17 protein-coding genes and 3 tRNA genes are annotated in these 19,427 nt (G+C 67.3%); all 20 read left to right on the top strand.

Annotation, left to right across the window (positions count from 1 at the left end):
- Positions 1-119: 119 nt before the first annotated feature.
- On the top strand, positions 120-2,648 hold the full coding sequence (locus tag SALPAC4_RS0105655; protein ID WP_019869480.1) for a putative bifunctional diguanylate cyclase/phosphodiesterase: 2,529 nt from the start codon (positions 120-122) through the stop codon (positions 2,646-2,648).
- A gap of 92 nt (positions 2,649-2,740) precedes the next feature.
- Positions 2,741-2,813: transfer RNA gene (locus SALPAC4_RS0105650), tRNA-Thr, on the top strand.
- Between the two features lie 24 nt (positions 2,814-2,837).
- A tRNA-Met gene (locus SALPAC4_RS0105645) sits at positions 2,838-2,910 on the top strand.
- A gap of 133 nt (positions 2,911-3,043) precedes the next feature.
- Positions 3,044-3,211 carry a 50S ribosomal protein L33 gene (gene rpmG, locus SALPAC4_RS0105640; RefSeq protein WP_012184342.1) on the top strand — a complete coding sequence of 56 codons (168 nt, stop codon included), beginning with the start codon at positions 3,044-3,046 and terminating at the stop codon, positions 3,209-3,211.
- A 109-nt stretch (positions 3,212-3,320) separates the two neighbouring features.
- The gene (locus SALPAC4_RS0105635; protein WP_018729096.1) at positions 3,321-3,767 is read left to right on the top strand and encodes a MaoC family dehydratase N-terminal domain-containing protein; all 447 of its coding nucleotides are present in this window, start codon (positions 3,321-3,323) and stop codon (positions 3,765-3,767) included.
- Between the two features lies 1 nt (position 3,768).
- Complete coding sequence (locus tag SALPAC4_RS0105630; RefSeq protein WP_019869479.1) at positions 3,769-4,161, top strand: MaoC family dehydratase; 393 nt, start codon at positions 3,769-3,771, stop codon at positions 4,159-4,161.
- Positions 4,162-4,285: 124 nt separating this feature from the next.
- A tRNA-Trp gene (locus SALPAC4_RS0105625) sits at positions 4,286-4,358 on the top strand.
- Positions 4,359-4,571: 213 nt separating this feature from the next.
- Positions 4,572-4,937, top strand: a complete 366-nt coding sequence (secE, locus tag SALPAC4_RS0105620; RefSeq protein WP_019869478.1) for a preprotein translocase subunit SecE — start codon at positions 4,572-4,574, stop codon at positions 4,935-4,937.
- A 38-nt stretch (positions 4,938-4,975) separates the two neighbouring features.
- On the top strand, positions 4,976-5,704 hold the full coding sequence (gene nusG / locus SALPAC4_RS0105615; protein WP_019869477.1) for a transcription termination/antitermination protein NusG: 729 nt from the start codon (positions 4,976-4,978) through the stop codon (positions 5,702-5,704).
- A 192-nt stretch (positions 5,705-5,896) separates the two neighbouring features.
- A complete protein-coding gene (gene rplK / locus SALPAC4_RS0105610) occupies positions 5,897-6,328 on the top strand; it encodes a 50S ribosomal protein L11 (protein ID WP_018726252.1) in 432 nt (143 codons plus the stop codon).
- Positions 6,329-6,407: 79 nt separating this feature from the next.
- On the top strand, positions 6,408-7,124 hold the full coding sequence (gene rplA, locus SALPAC4_RS0105605; protein WP_019869476.1) for a 50S ribosomal protein L1: 717 nt from the start codon (positions 6,408-6,410) through the stop codon (positions 7,122-7,124).
- Positions 7,125-7,522: 398 nt separating this feature from the next.
- A complete protein-coding gene (rplJ, locus tag SALPAC4_RS0105600; RefSeq protein WP_018729101.1) occupies positions 7,523-8,068 on the top strand; it encodes a 50S ribosomal protein L10 in 546 nt (181 codons plus the stop codon).
- Between the two features lie 55 nt (positions 8,069-8,123).
- On the top strand, positions 8,124-8,510 hold the full coding sequence (rplL, locus tag SALPAC4_RS0105595; protein WP_018217070.1) for a 50S ribosomal protein L7/L12: 387 nt from the start codon (positions 8,124-8,126) through the stop codon (positions 8,508-8,510).
- A gap of 557 nt (positions 8,511-9,067) precedes the next feature.
- A complete protein-coding gene (gene rpoB / locus SALPAC4_RS0105590) occupies positions 9,068-12,499 on the top strand; it encodes a DNA-directed RNA polymerase subunit beta (protein ID WP_026323160.1) in 3,432 nt (1,143 codons plus the stop codon).
- A 120-nt stretch (positions 12,500-12,619) separates the two neighbouring features.
- The gene (locus SALPAC4_RS0105585) at positions 12,620-16,513 is read left to right on the top strand and encodes a DNA-directed RNA polymerase subunit beta' (RefSeq protein WP_019869475.1); all 3,894 of its coding nucleotides are present in this window, start codon (positions 12,620-12,622) and stop codon (positions 16,511-16,513) included.
- A 30-nt stretch (positions 16,514-16,543) separates the two neighbouring features.
- Entirely contained in the window at positions 16,544-16,960 is a 417-nt protein-coding gene (locus SALPAC4_RS0105580) for a VOC family protein (RefSeq protein ID WP_019869474.1), read from the top strand.
- Between the two features lie 7 nt (positions 16,961-16,967).
- Positions 16,968-17,339: a hypothetical protein gene (locus SALPAC4_RS0105575; RefSeq protein WP_019869473.1), complete on the top strand. Its 372-nt coding sequence runs from the start codon at positions 16,968-16,970 to the stop codon at positions 17,337-17,339.
- 348 nt (positions 17,340-17,687) lie between these two features.
- Complete coding sequence (locus SALPAC4_RS0105570) at positions 17,688-18,059, top strand: hypothetical protein (protein ID WP_019869472.1); 372 nt, start codon at positions 17,688-17,690, stop codon at positions 18,057-18,059.
- Positions 18,060-18,541: 482 nt separating this feature from the next.
- Positions 18,542-18,916 (top strand): 30S ribosomal protein S12, encoded by a 375-nt coding sequence (gene rpsL, locus SALPAC4_RS0105565; protein WP_007465318.1) that lies wholly within the window; start codon positions 18,542-18,544, stop codon positions 18,914-18,916.
- Position 18,917: 1 nt separating this feature from the next.
- Positions 18,918-19,388 (top strand): 30S ribosomal protein S7, encoded by a 471-nt coding sequence (rpsG, locus tag SALPAC4_RS0105560; protein WP_012015128.1) that lies wholly within the window; start codon positions 18,918-18,920, stop codon positions 19,386-19,388.
- The last annotated feature ends 39 nt before the right edge of the window (positions 19,389-19,427 follow it).

Here is a 19,427-nt window from a genome sequence, read left to right as displayed (position 1 = left end):
GGTGGCCTGCTCACGCTGGATTCGAGTGTCCAACTTGCTGACTTCGGTTGGACTGCGCCGGCCCTGGAAGCAGGCGTTTCGGTACTTCCGTAGCTCCGCGCCACTGACCAGGGGGCGGTATGTCGGGCAGCTCACCGCCGGTGCGGAAGCCCACCGAGCAGGTCTGGCTGATCACCGCCCCGCTGGCTATGGTCGCGGTGCTCTGCACCGTCTTCCTGGCACTCGCGACCGAGTCGTCGCCCGGCAATCTGATCATCACCACAGCCCTGCTCGTCGCGATGGTCGCGGCGGGCACGCAGGTCCTGCAGATCGTCGTCCGCCGCCAGGCGCTCGAGGTGATCGCCACCGAGATCCCGCTTGTACTGGCCTTCTACTACCTGCCGCCGGTGACGGTTGTGGCGCTCATGGTGCTGTCTGCCCTCGTCGGGTATCTCTGGCGTCGGGTCGGCGTGGTCAAGGTCGGATTCAACTTGGCCCGAACCGGCGCGGCCGCCTCGCTGGGCGGTGTCGTCCTGGTCGGACTCTCCGGCGTTGACGGAGCTGGCCCCCGGACGTGGGCGGTCCTGTTCGCCGCGGTGACGGTGAACTCGGTGGTCTCCCTGATCGCGGTCAGTGGCGTCGTGACCTTGTTGCACGGCTGGCAGGCCGGCCGGGAACTGGTCCGCAGGTCCCCGGTGCCGCTGATAGTAAACTCTATCAATGTAGTGATCGGCCTGATCCTGCTGTTGGCGTTGGAGTCGACCGGGTGGTCGATGCTGTTGATCGCCGTGCTGGCCGTCGCGATGGTGGTGATTTACCGCTCGTACGCGCAGTTCCTCCGGCAGCACCGCATGTTGAGCAGCATGTACGAGTTGACCCGGGCGATGACCGAGGGCGGTCGGGAAGGTGCTGTCGCCGACGCGCTGCTGGGCCGGATCCGGGCGCTGATGCAGGCCGAGTACGCGACCCTGTGGCTTCCCGCTCTGGGCCGCTACCCCGAGATGTTGCTCAGCGCTCGGGTGGACGACCGGGGCCTGCTAGACATCGCCCCAACCCCTGCCGACCTGCGGGAACAGGTCCGGGAGTCCGGGGTGACCCTCGCGGCGGGCCGGGCCCTTCCGAAACTTCCCGCCATCTCGCGGGACCTGGCCGGTCATGGGGTGAAGGACGTGATCGTCGTCCCGTTACGGTCAGGAAAGGCAGTGATCGGCACACTGGAGGTCGTCAACCGGCTCAGCGCCGGGGGTCACTTCACCCCGGAGGACATCCCCGTCTTCGAGACCGTCGCCGCGCACACCGCCGTCGCGCTCGAGAACTCCCGGCTGGTGGACCGGCTGCGGCACGACGCCTACCACGACACGCTCACTAAGCTGCCCAACCGGCGGCGGGTCACCGAGGCGCTGGACGAGGCGGTGAAGATCCGGGCGCCGGGTGAGGTGGTGGCACTGCTGCTCTTCGCGGTTGATCGACTCCGGGAGGTCAACGAGTCTCTCGGGCGTGTCGCCGGGGACACGGTGTTGGTCCAGGTCGCCGCGCGGCTTCGGTCCTGCGCACCGTCTTCGGCATTGGTCGGACGGGTCAGCGGTGACGCGTTTTTGGTGACCCTCCGGCTGGAGGGGGCGAATGCGGCTCTGGACCTGGCGGCGCGGATGCGGGAGCAGATCCGGGCTGTGGTGATTTTTGACGGGCTTACCCTCGACGTGGACACCGCGGTGGGTGTCGCTGTTCACCCGGATCATGGCAGTGGGTCTGCGATGCTGCTGCAACGGGTCGACCTGGCCGTACGGGCGGCCAAGTTCGCGCCCGGGAGCGTCCAGCTGTTTCACCCGGCGCTGGAGTCCCGGTCGCTGCGGCGGCTCGGTCTCGCCGGCGACCTGCGGCGGGCCCTGGCTAATGGGGAGCTGGAGGTGTACTTCCAGCCCAAGGTCACCCTGCGGGACCGGCGGTTGGTGGGCGTCGAGTGCCTCGCCCGCTGGGAGGACCGGACCCATGGGGCAGTCTCGCCGGAGGACTTCGTGGCGGTCGCGGAGTACACCGGTCAACTGGGGCGGCTCACCGAGTTCGTGCTCCGGGAGGGGCTACGGCGTAGTCGGGACTGGGCGCCCGGGGGTCACCCGCTCTCCGTCGCGGTCAACCTCTCCCCGCGTACGCTGACCGACCAGCACTTTCCGGAGCGGGTGCGGGAATTGCTCGAGGAGTACGGGGTGCCGCCGGAGCGTCTCACGCTGGAGATCCGGGAGTCCGGGGTGCTGGACGGCACCGACCGCCCCATTCCGACCCTGCGGCGCCTGCGTGATTTGGGCGTCCGCCTGTCGGTGGATGACTTCGGTACGGGTAACTCGTCGCTTGCCCACCTGCGCCGGCTCCCCGTGCACGAGGTGAAGGTCGATCACCGGTTCGTGCAGGGGATGGCGACCGACCCCGGGGACCTGGCCATCGTCAACGCGGTGGTCACGCTCTCTCAACAGTTCGGCCTCGCCGTGGTGGCCGAGGGGGTGGAGAGCGAGTTGACCTTGGAGCTTCTCCAGGACATCGGGTGTGAGTACGGGCAGGGGTTCCTGTTCAGCCGTCCGTTGCCCTATGAGCGGCTGGAGGCGTGGTTCGGCGCCCAGCTGGAGTCGGGGACAGCGGCCCCGGGGGAGCCGCCGCGACTGCGGGTCGTGCCCTGAGCTGGGCCGACGGGCCACCGGGGGATCCGATTTCAGCTCCGCGATCCCGCCGTGTAGGCTTACCTCTGCACGGCCACCGAGTGGTTGCGCAGGCCCCCTTAGCTCAGTCGGCAGAGCGTCTCCATGGTAAGGAGAAGGTCTACGGTTCGATTCCGTAAGGGGGCTCAGAGGGTCCGGCTGGACCCACCCGGCGGTGTAGCTCAGGTGGCAGAGCAAGCGGCTCATAATCGCTGTGTCGCCGGTTCAAGTCCGGCCACCGCTACTTTCGTCCATCGGGCCTCACCCGGCGGATGATGGGACGGGCGCCTTCGGCGCCCGCTTTGCATGTCCACGTGCTCAGCGCGTAGGCTGATGCGCCCGTAGTTGTCACCCATTTACGAGGAAGGCACTCCGCCGTGGCGAAGGCGACCGATGTCCGGCCGAAGATCACTTTGGCGTGTGTGGAGTGCAAGGAGCGCAACTACATCACGCGCAAGAACCGGCGTAACGACCCGGACCGTATCGAGCTGAAGAAGTTCTGCCCGCGTGACGGGCGGCACACGATCCACCGCGAGACCCGCTGATCCTGGCGGTCCGCCGCTGATTCACCCACGGTCGCCGATCCGCCGACCCGCGTGGCTTTGCCGCCGGTCGGGTGGGTCGGCGGCCGTGTTCTGCGTGTAGGTTCGCGGCATGTCCTTGGACCCCTCCTTCGTCGGCCGGACTTACCCGCCGACCGCCCCCTATCAGGTGGGCCGAGAGAAGATTCGTGAGTTCGCGACCGCGATCGGCGCTACCGAACCGGCCCACCACGACCCGGCCGCCGCTCGCGCGCTCGGCCATCCGGACGTGGTCGCCCCGCCGACCTTTCCGGTCGTGCTCACCATGGCCGCCACCCGTCAGATCGTGGAGGATCCGGACCTCGGTGTCGACTACAGCCGGGTGGTCCACGGCGATCAGCGTTTCGCCTACACCCGCCCGGTCGTGGCGGGGGACGAGTTGGTCTGCGTCAACACCATTGAGGATGTCCGCACCCGTGGCGGGCACGGGTTCCTGACTACCCGCACCGAGGTCACCACGCCTGATGGTGAGTCGGTGGTCACTGTCTGGTCGAAGATTGTCGTACGGGGGGAGGGCTGAGATGGAGCTGCCGGCCAAGACATTCCGGGTAACCCGGGCGGACCTGATCCGCTACGCGGGGGCCTCGGGAGACTTCAACCCGATCCACTGGAGCGACCGGATCGCGACTTCGGTCGGGCTGCCCGGCGTGATCGCCCACGGCATGTTCACGATGGCGTTGGTGGGCCGGGCCGTCACCGAGTGGGCCGGTGCTGCCGACGCGGTGGTCGACTACGGCGTCCGATTCACCCGGCCGGTCGTTGTCCCAGACGATGAGCAGGGCACCGAGATCGAGGTGACGGCGGCGGTTCGGGAGGTCACTGATGCGGGCTTGACCAGGATCGACATCACCGCGACCTGCGGCGGAGAGAAAGTGTTGTCGCAGGCGAAGGCGACCATCCGGACCCCCGGCTGACCGATCTTCGACGCGCGAGGGTGGACCGGTTGGGAAAGTCGTGCCACTACCCGTACACTGGTCCGCCGTGGGGCACGTGACCCCACCCAGCCGTTTTGGCCGGGTGAGGTGACGTCCGCCGCAAAGGGGTGTAGCTCAATTGGCAGAGCAGCGGTCTCCAAAACCGCAGGCTGCAGGTTCAAGTCCTGTCACCCCTGCGCCTCAGGCCTGACCGTTTCGTGGGTCGCGTCGCCGGCTGGCGGCGTCCGGCCCGTGGGTGGTGGTTTCGGCGGGGCGGCTCCGAGGCACTCGGGCCCCCAAGTTCGGACCGCTGGCTACGGCCCGTCGCGGACGGTCGGGCCGGCCGGCGTGACCAGACGCCGCGTATGCTGTGACGGCGTGCGAACCGACATCCCGCTACGGAGGGCGATGTGGCCGACAACAAGCGGCGCGGCGAGGATGCCGACGACGAGCGTCTGGACGGCGAGCTTGACGCTGCCGGCGATGCCGGCGAGGAGTCGGCCTCCGACGGCGACAGCTCGCGTTCCCGGGCCGAGTCGGTTGACCGGTCGAAGAGCCGTAACCAGGGTGACAAGGTCGGCCCGTTCGGTCGAGTCCCGCGATTCGTCCGCGAGGTCGTGGCTGAGCTGCGTAAGGTCATCTGGCCGACGCGCAAGGAGCTGTTGACCTACGCCTCCGTGGTGATCGTGTTCGTCGCCGTGATGCTGGCGATCGTGGCTGGCCTGGACCTCGCCTTCGCCGAGGGTGTGCTGTGGGTCTTCGGTAACCCCAGCTGACCGGCTGACTGTGCTGATAGTGACGGAAGTGAGCAAGCGTGCCTGAGTACGACGAGACCGCCGAGCCTGTGGACGAGCAGTCCGCGGTCGCGACGGCGGCTGGTGACATGTCGGTTGAGGCCGCCAGCGAGCCGGAGCTCTCCGCCAGCGCCAGCGAGCCGGCCGAGGAGAACGAGTTCGACCCGGTCGCCGAGCTGCGGCAGAAGCTGCGCTACGCGCCGGGCGACTGGTATGTGGTGCACTCGTACGCCGGCTACGAGAACAAGGTCAAGACCAACCTCGAGACCCGGATCACCTCCCTCGACATGGAGGACTACATCTACCAGGTCGAGGTGCCGACCCGGGACGAGGTCGAGGTCAAGAACGGCAAGCGTTCGCAGATCCAGGCCAAGGTCTTCCCGGGCTACATCCTGGTGCGAATGGAACTCACCGCGGAGTCGTACTCCTGCGTCCGGAACACCCCGGGTGTGACCGGCTTTGTGGGCGCCACCGACCGGGCCGACCGTCCTGCGCCGTTGAGCCTCGACGAGGTGCTGAAGTGGCTGGCGCCAGCGGTCGAGGCCGTAGAAAAGAGGGCGAAGCCCGAGGTCAAGGTCCTCGACTTCGAGGTTGGCGACTCCGTCACCGTCACCGACGGCGCCTTCGCCTCCCTGCCGGCGACGATCAGCGAGATCAACGCCGACCAGCAGAAGCTCAAGGTGTTGGTGTCGATCTTCGGTCGCGAGACGCCGGTGGAGCTGAACTTCAACCAGGTCGCCAAGATCTGACCTTCAGTACGTCGGCGGTGGGTGGCTACCCGCCGCCGACGTACTCGTTCCTGCCCAGAGCGGCTGGCAGCCGGACCCCGGAAGGTCGGCAGTTGGCATGCGCTACCCTAGAACGTCGCCGTCTACGCGGCATGCTGACCGTGCATGCCCGACGGGCGGTGCGAATTCCCGTTTCACGTCCCAGGAAGTGACATGCCTCCGAAGAAGAAGCTCGTCAAGACGTTCACGCTTCAGCTGCCGGCGGGCCAGGCCACCCCGGCGCCGCCGGTTGGCCCCGCGCTGGGTCAGCATGGTGTGAACATCATGGAGTTCTGCAAGTCCTACAACGCGCAGACCGAGTCCCAGCGGGGCGACATCGTCCCCGCCGAGATCAGCGTCTACGAGGACCGCTCGTTCACCTTCGTGCTGAAGACCCCGCCTGCTGCCCGGCTGCTGATCAAGGCTGCCGGTGTGGCGAAGGGCTCGGGTGTCCCACACATGGAGAAGGTCGGCCAGGTCAGCCGCGCCCAGCTGCGGGAGATCGCCGAGAAGAAGATGGCTGACCTCAACGCCAACGACCTCGACCAGGCCGAGAAGATCATCGCCGGCACTGCCCGGTCGATGGGCCTGAACGTCGTCGACTGACCCAAGCCGACCCGCCGATCCCGTTTGTGGGAGGGCTCGCGAGCACCGCGGCCCGCCAGAGACCACAGGAGTAACACAGATGCAGCACAGCAAGAACTACCGCAAGGCGGCTGCGGCCATCGACCGGTCGAAGCTGTACACGCCCGCCGAGGCCGTCAAGCTGGCCAAGGAGACCACCTCCGTCAAGTTCGACGCCACGGTCGAGGTTGCGATGCGCCTCGGTGTCGACCCGCGTAAGGCGGACCAGATGGTTCGCGGGACGGTCAACCTGCCGCACGGCACCGGTAAGACCGCGCGTGTGATCGTGTTCGCCGCCGGGGCGAAGGCCGAGGAGGCCGTTGCCGCCGGCGCCGACGAGGTGGGCACGGACGAGCTGGTCGCCCGGATCCAGGGCGGATGGCTCGATTTCGACGCGGCGATCGCCACGCCGGACCAGATGGCAAAGATCGGTCGGATCGCGCGGATCCTGGGCCCGCGCGGTCTCATGCCGAACCCGAAGACTGGCACGGTGACGATGAACGTCGCCAAGGCGGTTGCGGACATCAAGGGCGGTAAGATCGCCTTCCGGGTGGACAAGCACTCCAACCTGCACCTGATCATCGGCAAGGCCTCGTTCTCCGAGAGCCAGCTGGTGGAGAACTACGCGGCGGTCCTTGACGAGATCCTGCGGGCGAAGCCGTCCGCGGCCAAGGGTAAGTACCTGAGGAAGGTCACCCTCACCACCACGATGGGGCCGGGTGTTCCCATCGACCCGAACGTGGTGAAGGACCTGCAGGAGAACTCCGCCGAGGGCTGAGCACTTGCGTTCGAACGGGGCCCAGCCAGCTGGCTGGGCCCCGTTCTGCGTTCTGCTGACCCCGCTCGGCGACCAGCCGAGCGGTGGGCCGCCGGTCCGGCGGGGGCGGATTGGCAGCCGCCCGTGGGCATCATGTATTCTTTCGGCGAAGTTCCACCCAGAGACCGCTGGTCACCGTGCCTCGGCACGGTCGAAGGTTCCGCGAAGACGGGCGACCCGCGCAGGGCGGTAAGCGAAAACTGGCTGTCTCCCGCGGTCCGCCGACTGTGGTGTCAGCGCCAATCTTTCGCCCCGTGCGCCCTGCGCCGGGGCTTTTCTCGTTGCCGTGTTTCCTCCGTATCCGCTGTCGGCTACCGCCGATGACGGTGACCAGCCTGGAGCAACGAGAGAGGAGGGACATGGCGGACAAGCCGATCCGGGCCGACAAGGCCACGGCCGTCGTCGAGCTGACCGAGAGCTTCCGCAACGCGGGCGCGACCGTGCTGACCGAGTACCGTGGTCTGACGGTCTCCCAGCTCACCCAGCTGCGGCGCTCGCTCGGCACGGAGACCACCTACACCATCGCCAAGAACACGCTGGCCAAGCGTGCCGCGGCGGATGCGGGTATCGCCGGGCTCGACGAGCTGTTCACCGGTCCTACCGCGCTGACTTTCGTTTCGGGCGACGTCGTTGAGGCGGCCAAGGGTCTTCGCGATTTCGCGAAGGCCAACCCGAAGCTGGTCATCAAGGGCGGCGTTTTCGAGGGCAAGGCCATCTCTGCGGCCGAGGTCACGAAGCTCGCCGACCTGGAGTCCCGCGAGGTGCTGCTGGCCAAGCTGGCCGGTGCCATGAAGGGCAACCTGAGCAAGGCCGCGTCGCTGTTCCAGGCGCCGCTGGCCAAGACGGCCCGCCTGGCGGCTGCCCTGCAGGACAAGCGCGAGAAGGAGGGCGCCGAGGCGGCCTGAGGCTTCCCCGGTGCACACGATTCTTAGCAACACCACTTGAGAAAGGACGCCAGATATGGCGAAGCTCAGCACCGACGAGCTGCTCGACGCGTTCAAGGAGATGACGCTGATCGAGCTCTCTGAGTTCGTGAAGCAGTTCGAGGAGACCTTCGAGGTCACCGCCGCGGCGCCGGTCGCCGTGGCCGCTGGTGCCCCGGCCGCCGGTGCTGCTGCGCCGGTTGAGGAGGAGAAGGACGAGTTCGACGTCGTCCTCGAGGCCGACGGCGGCAAGAAGATTCAGGTCATCAAGGTCGTGCGTGAGCTGACCGGCCTGGGCCTCAAGGAGGCCAAGGACCTGGTTGAGTCCGCGCCGAAGGCGATCCTGGAGAAGGCCAACAAGGAGACCGCCGACAAGGCCAAGGCCAAGCTCGAGGGCGAGGGCGCCAAGGTCACCCTCAAGTGACCTTGTTCTAACCCTGCTGGGTGTCCTGGTGTCACTGAGCCGGGGCACACTCCGGCGCGGCGGGCGGCGATCCGATTAGCGGATCGCCGCCCGCCCGTGTTGGTGGGCCCGGGCCCCCGCTGCCGAGCGGGGCGTCGCTACCACCCCGCGGTGGTGCCGGCCTCCACCCGCGGGCTGGAGCCGGGGAGTCGCAGCGGGCGGTAGCCGGCCCTTGACGCCGCCCGGCCCGGCAGGCACGCTGAAACCAGCAAAACCTTCCGCGCTTGCAACGGCCGCCACTCGGGTGAGGGCATCGGCGAGGTGATCGCCCGATGGTCGCAAGTGGCCCGGTGGGAGCGTCGCGTTCTGAGCGGCTCGGCTGAGGTTCCGAGGCACGTTCCGCGATGACCTGCGGGGTTGGCTGGACAGCGGCCAGCCTCTCGGCTACACTGCTAGTTTGCGCTGCCTTCCGAAATTACCCCTGCTCGGAAATGTCCGTTTGCGGATATTTCTGGTGGGGTTATTGGAGTGCGCGCGTACCAGCCGTTCTGCAGCACCGGTCCTCGGAAGGACGCATCTTGGCAGCTTCCCGCCCTGCGAAGACCAGTCGTACGTCGAGCGCTTTCGCTCCCCGCCGAGTTTCTTTCGGTCGGATTACCGAACACCTCGAGGTCCCCAACCTCCTTGCCATCCAGAACGAGTCTTTTGACTGGCTGGTCGGCAACGAAGCGTGGCAGGGCCGGTCGGCGGACGATCCGCACGCGCGCTCGGGTCTCGCGGAGATTCTCGACGAGATCAGTCCCATTGAGGACTTCTCTGGCACTATGTCACTCTCCTTCTCGGCCCCACGCTTCGATGAGGTCAAGGCCTCGATCGAGGAGTGTAAGGAGAAGGATCTCACCTACTGCGCCCCGCTCTTCGTGACCGCGGAGTTCACCAACAACACCACCGGCGAGATCAAGAGCCAGACGGTGTTCATGGGTGACTTCCCGATGATGACGCCGAAGGGCACCTTCATCATCAACGGTACCGAGCGCGTCGTCGTCAGCCAACTCGTCCGGTCGCCGGGTGTCTACTTCGACAAGCAGCCGGACAAGACCTCCGACCGCGACCTCTCCAGCGTGAAGGTCATCCCGAGCCGGGGTGCCTGGCTGGAGTTCGACATCGACAAGCGCGAAACTGTCGGGGTTCGGATCGACCGTAAGCGCCGGCAGGCCGTCACCGTGCTGCTCAAGGCCATCGGTTGGACGGCGGAGCAGATTCGCGAGCGGTTCGGCTGGTCCGAGCTGATGATGACGACGCTCGAGAAAGACCACATCGGCAGCCAGGACGAGGCGCTGCTAGACATCTACCGCAAGCTGCGTCCGGGCGAGCCGCCGACCCGGGAGAACGCGCAGACCCTGCTCGACAACCTCTTCTTCAACCCGAAGCGGTATGACGTCGCCAAGGTCGGCCGGTACAAGTTCAACAAGAAGCTCGAACTGGACCTGTCGATCGACACCGGGGTGCTCACCCAGGACGACATCGTCGCCACCGTCGAGTACCTCTGCCGGCTGCACGCCGGGGAGGAGGGCTACGAGGCCGACGACATCGATCACTTCGGTAACCGTCGGCTGCGTACCGTGGGCGAGTTGATCCAGAACCAGGTCCGGGTCGGCTTGTCCCGGATGGAGCGGGTCGTCCGGGAGCGGATGACCACGCAGGACGTCGAGGCGATCACGCCGCAGACTCTGATCAACATCCGTCCGGTGGTGGCGGCGATCAAGGAGTTCTTCGGTACGTCGCAGCTGTCCCAGTTCATGGATCAGACCAACCCGCTGGCGGGCCTCACCCACCGGCGTCGGCTGAGTGCTCTCGGCCCCGGTGGTCTGTCCCGGGAGCGGGCCGGATTCGAGGTCCGCGACGTGCACCCGTCGCACTACGGCCGGATGTGTCCGATCGAGACGCCGGAAGGCCCGAACATCGGTCTGATCGGCGCGCTGTCCACCTTTGCCCGGGTCAACCCGTTCGGCTTCATCGAGACGCCGTACCGGAAGGTTGTGGACGGTCGGGTCACCGACCAGATCGACTACCTGACCGCGGACGAGGAGGACCGCTTCGTCAAGGCGCAGGCCAACGCGCCGCTGCGGGCGGACGGCTCGTTCGCCGAAGACCGCGTCCTGGTCCGTCGTAAGGGCGGCGAGACCGAGGATGTGGCGCCGGCGGCCGTGGACTACATGGACGTGTCGCCGCGGCAGATGACCTCGGTCGCGACCGCGATGATCCCGTTCCTCGAGCACGACGACGCCAACCGCGCGCTGATGGGCGCGAACATGCAGCGTCAGGCGGTGCCGCTGGTCAAGGCCGAGGCGCCGCTGGTCGGTACCGGCATGGAGTACCGGGCCGCGGTGGACGCCGGTGACGTGGTGGTCGCCGAGTTCGGTGGGGTCGTTGAGGACCTCTGCGCCGACTACATCACCGTGCACCAGGACGACGGCCACCGTCGCACCTACCTGCTGCACAAGTTCCGCCGCTCCAACGCCGGCTCCTGCGTCAACCAGAAGCCGGTCGTCTTCGAGGGTGACCGGGTCGAGGCCGGTCAGGTGATCGCCGACGGTCCGTGTACCGACGACGGTGAGATGGCGCTCGGGCGCAACCTGCTCGTGGCGTTCATGACCTGGGAAGGGCACAACTACGAGGACGCGATCATCCTGTCGCAGCGCCTCGTGCAGCAGGACGTGTTGACCTCGATTCACATCGAGGAGCACGAGGTTGACGCCCGGGACACCAAGCTCGGCCCGGAAGAGATCACCCGCGACATCCCGAACGTCAGCGAGGAGATGCTCGCCGACCTCGATGAGCGGGGCATCATCCGGATCGGCGCCGAGGTCGTTCCCGGCGATGTGCTGGTCGGCAAGGTCACGCCCAAGGGTGAGACGGAGCTGACCCCCGAGGAGCGGCTGCTCCGCGCGATCTTCGGCGAGAAGGCGCGTGAGGTCCGGGACACCTCGCTGAAGGTGCCGCACGGTGAGACCGGCACGGTCATCGGGGTGCGCACCTTCTCCCGCGAGGAGGGCGACGAGCTGCCGCCGGGCGTCAACGAACTGGTCCGGGTCTACGTCGCGCAGAAGCGGAAGATCCAGGACGGCGACAAGCTCGCCGGCCGGCACGGCAACAAGGGTGTCATCTCCAAGATTCTTCCGGTGGAGGACATGCCGTTCCTCGAGGACGGGACCCCGGTCGACATCGTGCTGAACCCGCTCGGTGTGCCGTCCCGGATGAACATCGGCCAGGTGCTGGAGACGCACCTCGGCTGGGTGGCCAAGACCGGGTGGAAGGTCGAGGGCGACGACGCCGAGTGGAAGCGGCAGCTCCAGGCGATCAGTGCCGACGAGTCCGAGCCGGACAGCAACGTGGCCACCCCGGTCTTCGACGGTGCCCGCGAAGAGGAGATCTCCGGTCTGCTCGCGTCCACCCGGGCCAACCGGGATGGCAAGCAGTTGATCGGCTCGTCGGGCAAGGCCCAGCTCTTCGACGGTCGCTCCGGTGAGCCGCTGCCGGACCCGATCGCGGTCGGCTACATCTACATCCTGAAGCTCAACCACCTGGTCGACGACAAGATCCACGCACGGTCGACCGGTCCGTACTCGATGATCACGCAGCAGCCGCTGGGTGGTAAGGCGCAGTTCGGTGGCCAGCGCTTCGGTGAGATGGAGTGCTGGGCGATGCAGGCGTACGGTGCCGCGTACGCCCTGCAGGAGCTGCTGACGATCAAGTCCGATGACGTCCTCGGCCGAGTGAAGGTCTACGAGGCGATCGTCAAGGGCGAGAACATCCCGGAGCCGGGCATTCCGGAGTCGTTCAAGGTGCTACTCAAGGAGCTTCAGTCGCTCTGCCTCAATGTCGAGGTGCTCTCCAGCGACGGTGTGGCCCTGGAGATGCGGGAGACCGACGACGAGGTGTTCCGGGCCGCGGAGGAGCTGGGCATCGACCTGTCCCGGCGCGAGCCGAGCTCGGTCGAAGAGGTGTGAGTGGCGAGGGTTGTGGGCCGGCCTGGCCGGGCACTTCCGGCCTGATCCGGAAGTTCGCCGGCCGGCCCGCAACCCCGCCGAGAGCTAGCTAGAGATCAGACACGACACGAGGGATATAACGTGCTCGACGTCAACTTCTTCGACGAGCTGCGCATCGGCCTCGCCACCGCCGACGACATCCGGCAGTGGTCCCACGGCGAGGTCAAGAAGCCGGAGACCATCAACTACCGCACTCTCAAGCCGGAGAAGGACGGGCTTTTCTGCGAGAAGATCTTCGGTCCTCAGCGGGACTGGGAGTGCTACTGCGGCAAGTACAAGCGGGTCCGCTTCAAGGGCATCATCTGTGAGCGCTGTGGCGTTGAGGTGACTCGCTCCAAGGTCCGCCGGGAGCGGATGGGGCACATCGAGCTCGCCGCCTCGGTGACCCACATCTGGTACTTCAAGGGCGTGCCGAGCCGGCTGGGCTACCTGCTGGATCTTGCCCCCAAGGACCTCGAGAAGATCATTTACTTCGCCTCGTACGTGGTGACGAGTGTGGACGCCGATGCGCGTCACCGGGATCTCGCCACGATCGAGAACGAGATTCTCGCCGAGAAGCGGCAGTCCGAGAACAGCCGGGATTCGGAGATCGAGAAGCGGGCGGGCAAGCTCGAAGCCGACCTCGCCGAGCTGGAGGCCGAGGGCGCCAAGGCGGACGTCCGGCGCAAGGTCAAGGAAGGCGGAGAGCGCGAGATGCGCCAGATCCGCGACCGGGCCCAGCGTGAGATCGACCGCCTGGACGAGGTGCTGGACACCTTCCGCAAGCTGGAGCCGAAGCAGCTGGTCACCGACGAGCTGCTGTACCGGGAGCTGCGCGACCGGTTCGGCGAGTACTTCACTGGTGGGATGGGGGCCGAGGCGATCAAGGCCCTGGTCCAGAACATGGACCTCGACGCCGAGGCGGAGAGCCTGCGCGAGACCATTCGCACCGGTAAGGGGCAGCGGAAGATCCGGGCGCTCAAGCGACTCAAGGTGGTCGCCGCGTTCCTGAACACCAGCAACTCGCCGCTCGGTATGGTGCTGGACTGCGTCCCGGTCATCCCGCCGGACCTGCGCCCGATGGTGCAGCTCGACGGTGGCCGCTTCGCGACCTCCGACCTGAACGACCTCTACCGTCGGGTGATCAACCGGAACAACCGGCTCAAGCGGCTGATCGATCTCGGCGCTCCCGAGATCATCGTCAACAACGAGAAGCGGATGCTCCAGGAGGCCGTTGACGCGTTGTTCGACAACGGTCGTCGTGGTCGACCGGTCACCGGTCCGGGTAACCGTCCGCTCAAGTCGTTGTCCGACATGCTCAAGGGCAAGCAGGGTCGGTTCCGGCAGAACCTGCTCGGCAAGCGGGTCGACTACTCGGGTCGATCGGTCATCGTGGTCGGTCCGAAGCTCAAGCTGCACCAGTGCGGCCTGCCCAAGCAGATGGCGTTGGAGCTGTTCAAGCCGTTCGTGATGAAGCGGCTGGTGGATCTCAACCACGCACAGAACATCAAGTCCGCCAAGCGGATGGTCGAGCGGCAGCGGCCGGTCGTCTGGGATGTGCTCGAGGAAGTCATCGGCGAGCACCCGGTGCTGCTCAACCGCGCGCCGACCCTGCACCGACTGGGTATCCAGGCGTTCGAGCCGCAGCTGGTCGAGGGTAAGGCAATCCAGATCCACCCGTTGGTCTGCACCGCGTTCAACGCTGACTTCGACGGTGACCAGATGGCGGTCCACGTGCCGCTGTCGGCCGAGGCTCAGGCCGAGGCGCGGATCCTGATGCTCTCCTCCAACAACATCCTCAAGCCGGCTGACGGCAAGCCGGTGACCATGCCCACCCAGGACATGATCATCGGTCTCTACCACCTCACCCACCGCACCGCGGGTGAGCGGGGTGAGGGTCGGGCGTTCAGCTCCGACGCCGAGGCCCGGATGGCGTTCGACAACGGTGAGCTGCACCTGCAGGCGCCGGTGAAGATCCGCCTGCGGGGTCTCGTCGGGGTGGAGAGTGGCCCCGGCGCCGAGCCGTGGACCGCACCGGAGGGCTGGGTCGAGGGCGACCCGGTCACGGTGGAGACGACGCTTGGTCGGGTTCTGTTCAACGAGACCCTGCCGCCGGGCTACCGGTTCGTGAACTATGAGATCCGCAAGGGTCAGCTCTCCGCGATCGTCAACGACCTCGCCGAGCGTTTCCCGAAGGTCGCCCTCGCGGCCACCCTGGATGGGCTCAAGGAGGCCGGCTTCCACTGGGCCACCTGGTCCGGGGTGACCATCGGCATGGAGGACGTCCTCGCACCGCCGCGCAAGCGGGAGATCCTTGGTCGGTATGAGCAGGAGGCCGACCGGATCGACAAGCAGTACCAGCGTGGTCTGATGACCGCCGAGGAACGTCGCGGTGAGCTCATCGAGATCTGGACCAAGGCGACCAATGAGGTCGCCAAGGAGATGGACACCGCGCTACCGCAGGAGAACCCGCTCTGGAAGATGATTAACTCGGGCGCCCGCGGTAACCTGCTTCAGCTCCGGCAGATCGCCGCGATCCGTGGCTTGGTGGCGAACCCGAAGGGTGAAATCATCCCGCGCCCGATCAAGGCCTCCTACCGCGAGGGTCTCTCCGTGCTGGAGTACTTCATCTCCACGCACGGTGCCCGTAAGGGTCTGGCGGACACCGCCCTGCGTACCGCCGACTCGGGCTACCTGACCCGTCGTCTGGTGGATGTCTCGCAGGATGTGATCATCCGCGAGGAGGACTGCGGCACCGACCGGGCCATTCCGATGCAGGTGGGCCAGCTGGCCGGGGAGGCCGGTTCGCTGGTCGTGCACGAGCACGCGGAGACCAGCGTGCACGCCCGGACGTTGGCTGACGACATCAAGGGGCCGGACGGCACCGTCGTCGCCGAGCGGGGTGCGGACATCAACTCGATCCTGGTGGACAAGATCGTCGCCGCTGGGGTGGAGTCCGTCCGGGTCCGCAGTGTCCTCACCTGCGAGTCGAAGCTGGGCGTCTGCGGGGCCTGCTACGGCCGTTCGCTGCCGACCGGCAAGACCGTGGATGTCGGCGAGGCGGTCGGAATTATCGCCGCCCAGTCGATTGGTGAGCCGGGTACGCAGCTGACGATGCGTACCTTCCACACCGGTGGTGTCGCTGGGGAGGACATCACCCAGGGTCTGCCCCGGGTCCAGGAGATCTTCGAAGCTCGAATCCCGAAGGGCAAGGCCCCGATCGCGGACACCCCTGGTCGAGTCCGGATTGAGGACGGCGAGCGGTCCCGGAAGATCATTGTGGTACCGGACGACGGCAGCGACGAGATCGCCTACGACAAGATCTCGAAGCGGGTCCGACTGTTGGCCAACGACGGCGACCACGTCGAGGTCGGCGAGAAGCTCACCGTGGGTACGATCGACCCGCACGAGCTGCTCCGCATCCTGGGTCCGCGGGCGGTCCAGGTCCACCTGACCCAGGAGGTCCAGGAGGTCTACCGCTCACAGGGTGTGCTCATCCACGACAAGCACATCGAGATCATCATCCGGCAGATGCTCAAGCGGGTGACGGTCATCGACTCCGGCTCGACCGAGTTCCTGCCGGGCGTGCTCGTGGACCGGGCGCTGTTCGAGTCGGAGAACCGCCGGCTCGTCTCCGAGGGCGGCGAGCCCGCCGCCGGCCGTCCGGTGCTGATGGGTATCACCAAGGCCTCCTTGGCCACCGACTCCTGGCTCTCGGCGGCCTCCTTCCAGGAGACCACCCGGGTGCTGACGGACGCGGCGATCCACGCTCGCAGCGACTCGTTGATCGGTCTCAAGGAGAACGTGATCATCGGTAAGCTCATCCCGGCTGGTACTGGCATCAGCAAGTACCGCAATGTCCGGGTCGAGCCGACCGAGGAGGCGAAGGCCAAGGTCTACTCGATGACCGGCTACCCGGAGACCGATTACGGCTTCGGGCCGGCCAGTGGCCAGGCGGTCCCGCTGGACGACTTCGACTTCGGGTCGTACCGCTAGGCACGATGGTTGTTGACGCGGCCCCCGGCGATGCCGGGGGCCGCGTCGTGTCCGGCGGGTGTCGGTGCCGGCGGCTACCGTCCCGGCATGTCTGACAGTCCGCTACGTAAGGTAGACACCGTCTTCGTCAAGGTCGATGATCCACATGCGGTGGCCGGGTGGTACCAGGACACCCTGGGCTGGCCCGAGCTCTTCCGCACCTCGCACATCGTGGTGCTCCAGGCCCCGGAGGGCCCGCCGGTGACCCTGCTCAACCCGGAGGGGGGCGAGTGGTCCGGTTTCAACTTCCACACCCCCGACGCCGTCGCCGCCCGCCAGTGGCTGATCGAGCGTGGGGCTGAGGTCGGTGAGCTGAATCAGGCCCCGGACCAGCCGGTGACCTGGTTCTGGTTCCGTGATCCGCTGGGTAACCGGCTCGAGGTCTGTTCCTATTCGGTCCGGGCATGATGGGGGCATGCGCACTGCTTCCGGGCCTGACCCGCTTGCCCCGCTGGGGCTGCCCCGGCACCCGCAGGACCCGGACCCGGTTCGGTCGACCAAGGCGCGGGCGGTCTTCGCGCTCGGGCTCTTCGGGGCACTGACCGGCCTGTTCGTCGGGGGAGCGGTACCGGCCACCGTGGCACTCGTGTTGGCGCGGCAGGCGCGTCGTGAGGCGTACCTTTCTGGGGGGTTTCTCACCGGCGCGGCATGGCTGCGGCGGGGGGAGCGACTGGCGTGGACCGGCCTTTTGTTGACCATGGTCGTGGTGACCGTCCTGCTGGTGATCGGTGTCATCCGGCTGGCAGAGGCCCCCTACGGCCAGGACTTCGCCCCGAACGTGGACTGACCGCTGGGAGCGTTGACCAAGTCGGGCATCGCCCGCTGGCCGCGCAGCGGTAGCCTGACCGGTGTTCGGCGCTTGGGCGTCGACTGCCGACTTGGAGGAGCTGTGACGGATCCGGCACGCCCGCAGGGCACTGACCCGACGGCGCCCGGCGGGCCGTGGGGGCCAGCGGAGGGCGAGCCCGGCCCGTCGGGGCTGAGGGCGCCGACGCCGGACCCGTGGGCCCGGCCACCAGCGCCGTCTGGCCCGGCGGGCACGCCACCGACCTCAACGCCCGGTTGGGGACCTCTGCCGGTGGTGCCTCCGCCTCCGCCGCGGGACGCGTTGGGTCAGCCGAGTCGCATTCAGCCCGTGCCGGGCACGCCGTTCGGCGTGGTGCACCTCGACGTGCCGGCGGTAACCTCCGGTCTCGCGGTGGGGTCCCTGGTCACCGGGATTGCTTCGATTTTGGTCTCGCTGCTGGTGGCCTGTGTCGGCGTGGTTGGGGCGGATGCGGACGGCGCGTGGGCCGCGGGAGCCTTCACCACGCTGGGTGCTCTCACCGGGGCGGGCGCTGTTGGTGTCGGTCTGTTCGGGCTCCGGCAGATCCGCCAGCCGTTGCCACCGCCGGCGGTCCGGTTTAGCGGGCCGGGACTAGCCTGGGTTGGAGTGAGCTGCGGTGGTGTCGGGCTGCTGCTCAACGTGGGCGGGCTTGGGTTGGCGTTGCTCCTGGGGTTGTCCTGACCGTCGGTTTTATGCCTGATTTTGTGGGTATTGGGAACCGAGGGCCGTGGGATCGTCGCCGGGTGCAGCCGGTACACTCGACTCGGTAGGTGCCCGGCACGGGCGCGCAGGCCGAATGGTCTCGACCGGTGGGTGAACCCGCTGGCCGCCCAGTTTTGACCTGCGCGGTTGTGGTAGGTACTCTTTCCCCTTGTGCCCAGGCGTGCCTGGGCAGTTCGTGCGTGCGCTGTGATCTCACTTTGTGGGGTGTTCTCGCGGTGCGCGACGACAGCCAGAGATCCGGCCACCTCGCGCCGGTGACCAAACCCGGTTTTCGCCCGTGAGTGACGACCGGGAAACCGTGGGTCGGCGACACGCCCGACCGCGGGTGCTGGGACCCCGGCAGGTGGCCCTGGTTGGAATGTAGGAGAGCCGTCCATCCGGCCGGCTAGAAGCAAACGGCGCGGTCGCCTCCGGGCGGCCGAAGGGAGCGGAGAAACCCGGTGCCCACCATTCAGCAGCTGGTCCGAAAGGGCCGTCAGGCCAAGACGACCAAGACGAAAACCCCCGCCCTGAAGGGGTCCCCGCAGCGGCGGGGCGTGTGCACCCGTGTGTACACCACCACCCCGAAGAAGCCGAACTCGGCGCTGCGTAAGGTCGCTCGGGTCAAGCTCAGCAGCCAGATCGAGGTGACCGCCTACATTCCGGGCGTCGGTCACAACCTCCAGGAGCACTCGATCGTGCTCGTCCGCGGTGGCCGGGTGAAGGACCTCCCCGGTGTGCGGTACAAGATCGTACGTGGCTCGCTGGACACCCAGGGTGTCCGCAACCGCAAGCAGGCGCGTAGCCGCTACGGCGCGAAGAAGGAGAAGAGCTGACATGCCGCGTAAGGGACCCGCTCCGCGGCGGCCGCTGGTCGCTGACCCGGTGTACAACTCGCCGCTGGTCACCCAGCTGGTAAACAAGATCTTGCTCCGCGGCAAGCGTCAGCTCGCCGAGACCCTCGTCTACGCGGCGCTGGAGGGCTGCCGGGAGAAGTCCGGCACCGACCCGGTGGTCACCCTCAAGCGGGCGATGGACAACGTCAAGCCGACGCTCGAGGTGCGCAGCCGCCGTGTCGGTGGCGCCACCTACCAGGTGCCGGTCGAGGTTCGTCCGGCCCGCGCCACCACCCTGGGCCTGCGCTGGCTGGTCACCTACGCCCGCGCTCGGCGCGAGAAGACCATGGTTGAGCGGCTGATGAACGAGCTGCTGGACGCGAGCAACGGCCTCGGTGCCGCCGTCAAGCGGCGCGAGGACACCCACAAGATGGCCGAGTCCAACAAGGCCTTCGCGCACTACCGCTGGTAACACCCAGGTTCCGGCGTCGTCTCGGCGCCGGAACCACAC

This window comes from Salinispora oceanensis (assembly GCF_000383575.1).
GTDB lineage: Bacteria > Actinomycetota > Actinomycetes > Mycobacteriales > Micromonosporaceae > Micromonospora > Micromonospora oceanensis.
Note: the sequence above shows the minus strand (reverse complement) of the source record. Positions and strands in the feature narration are given on the sequence as shown.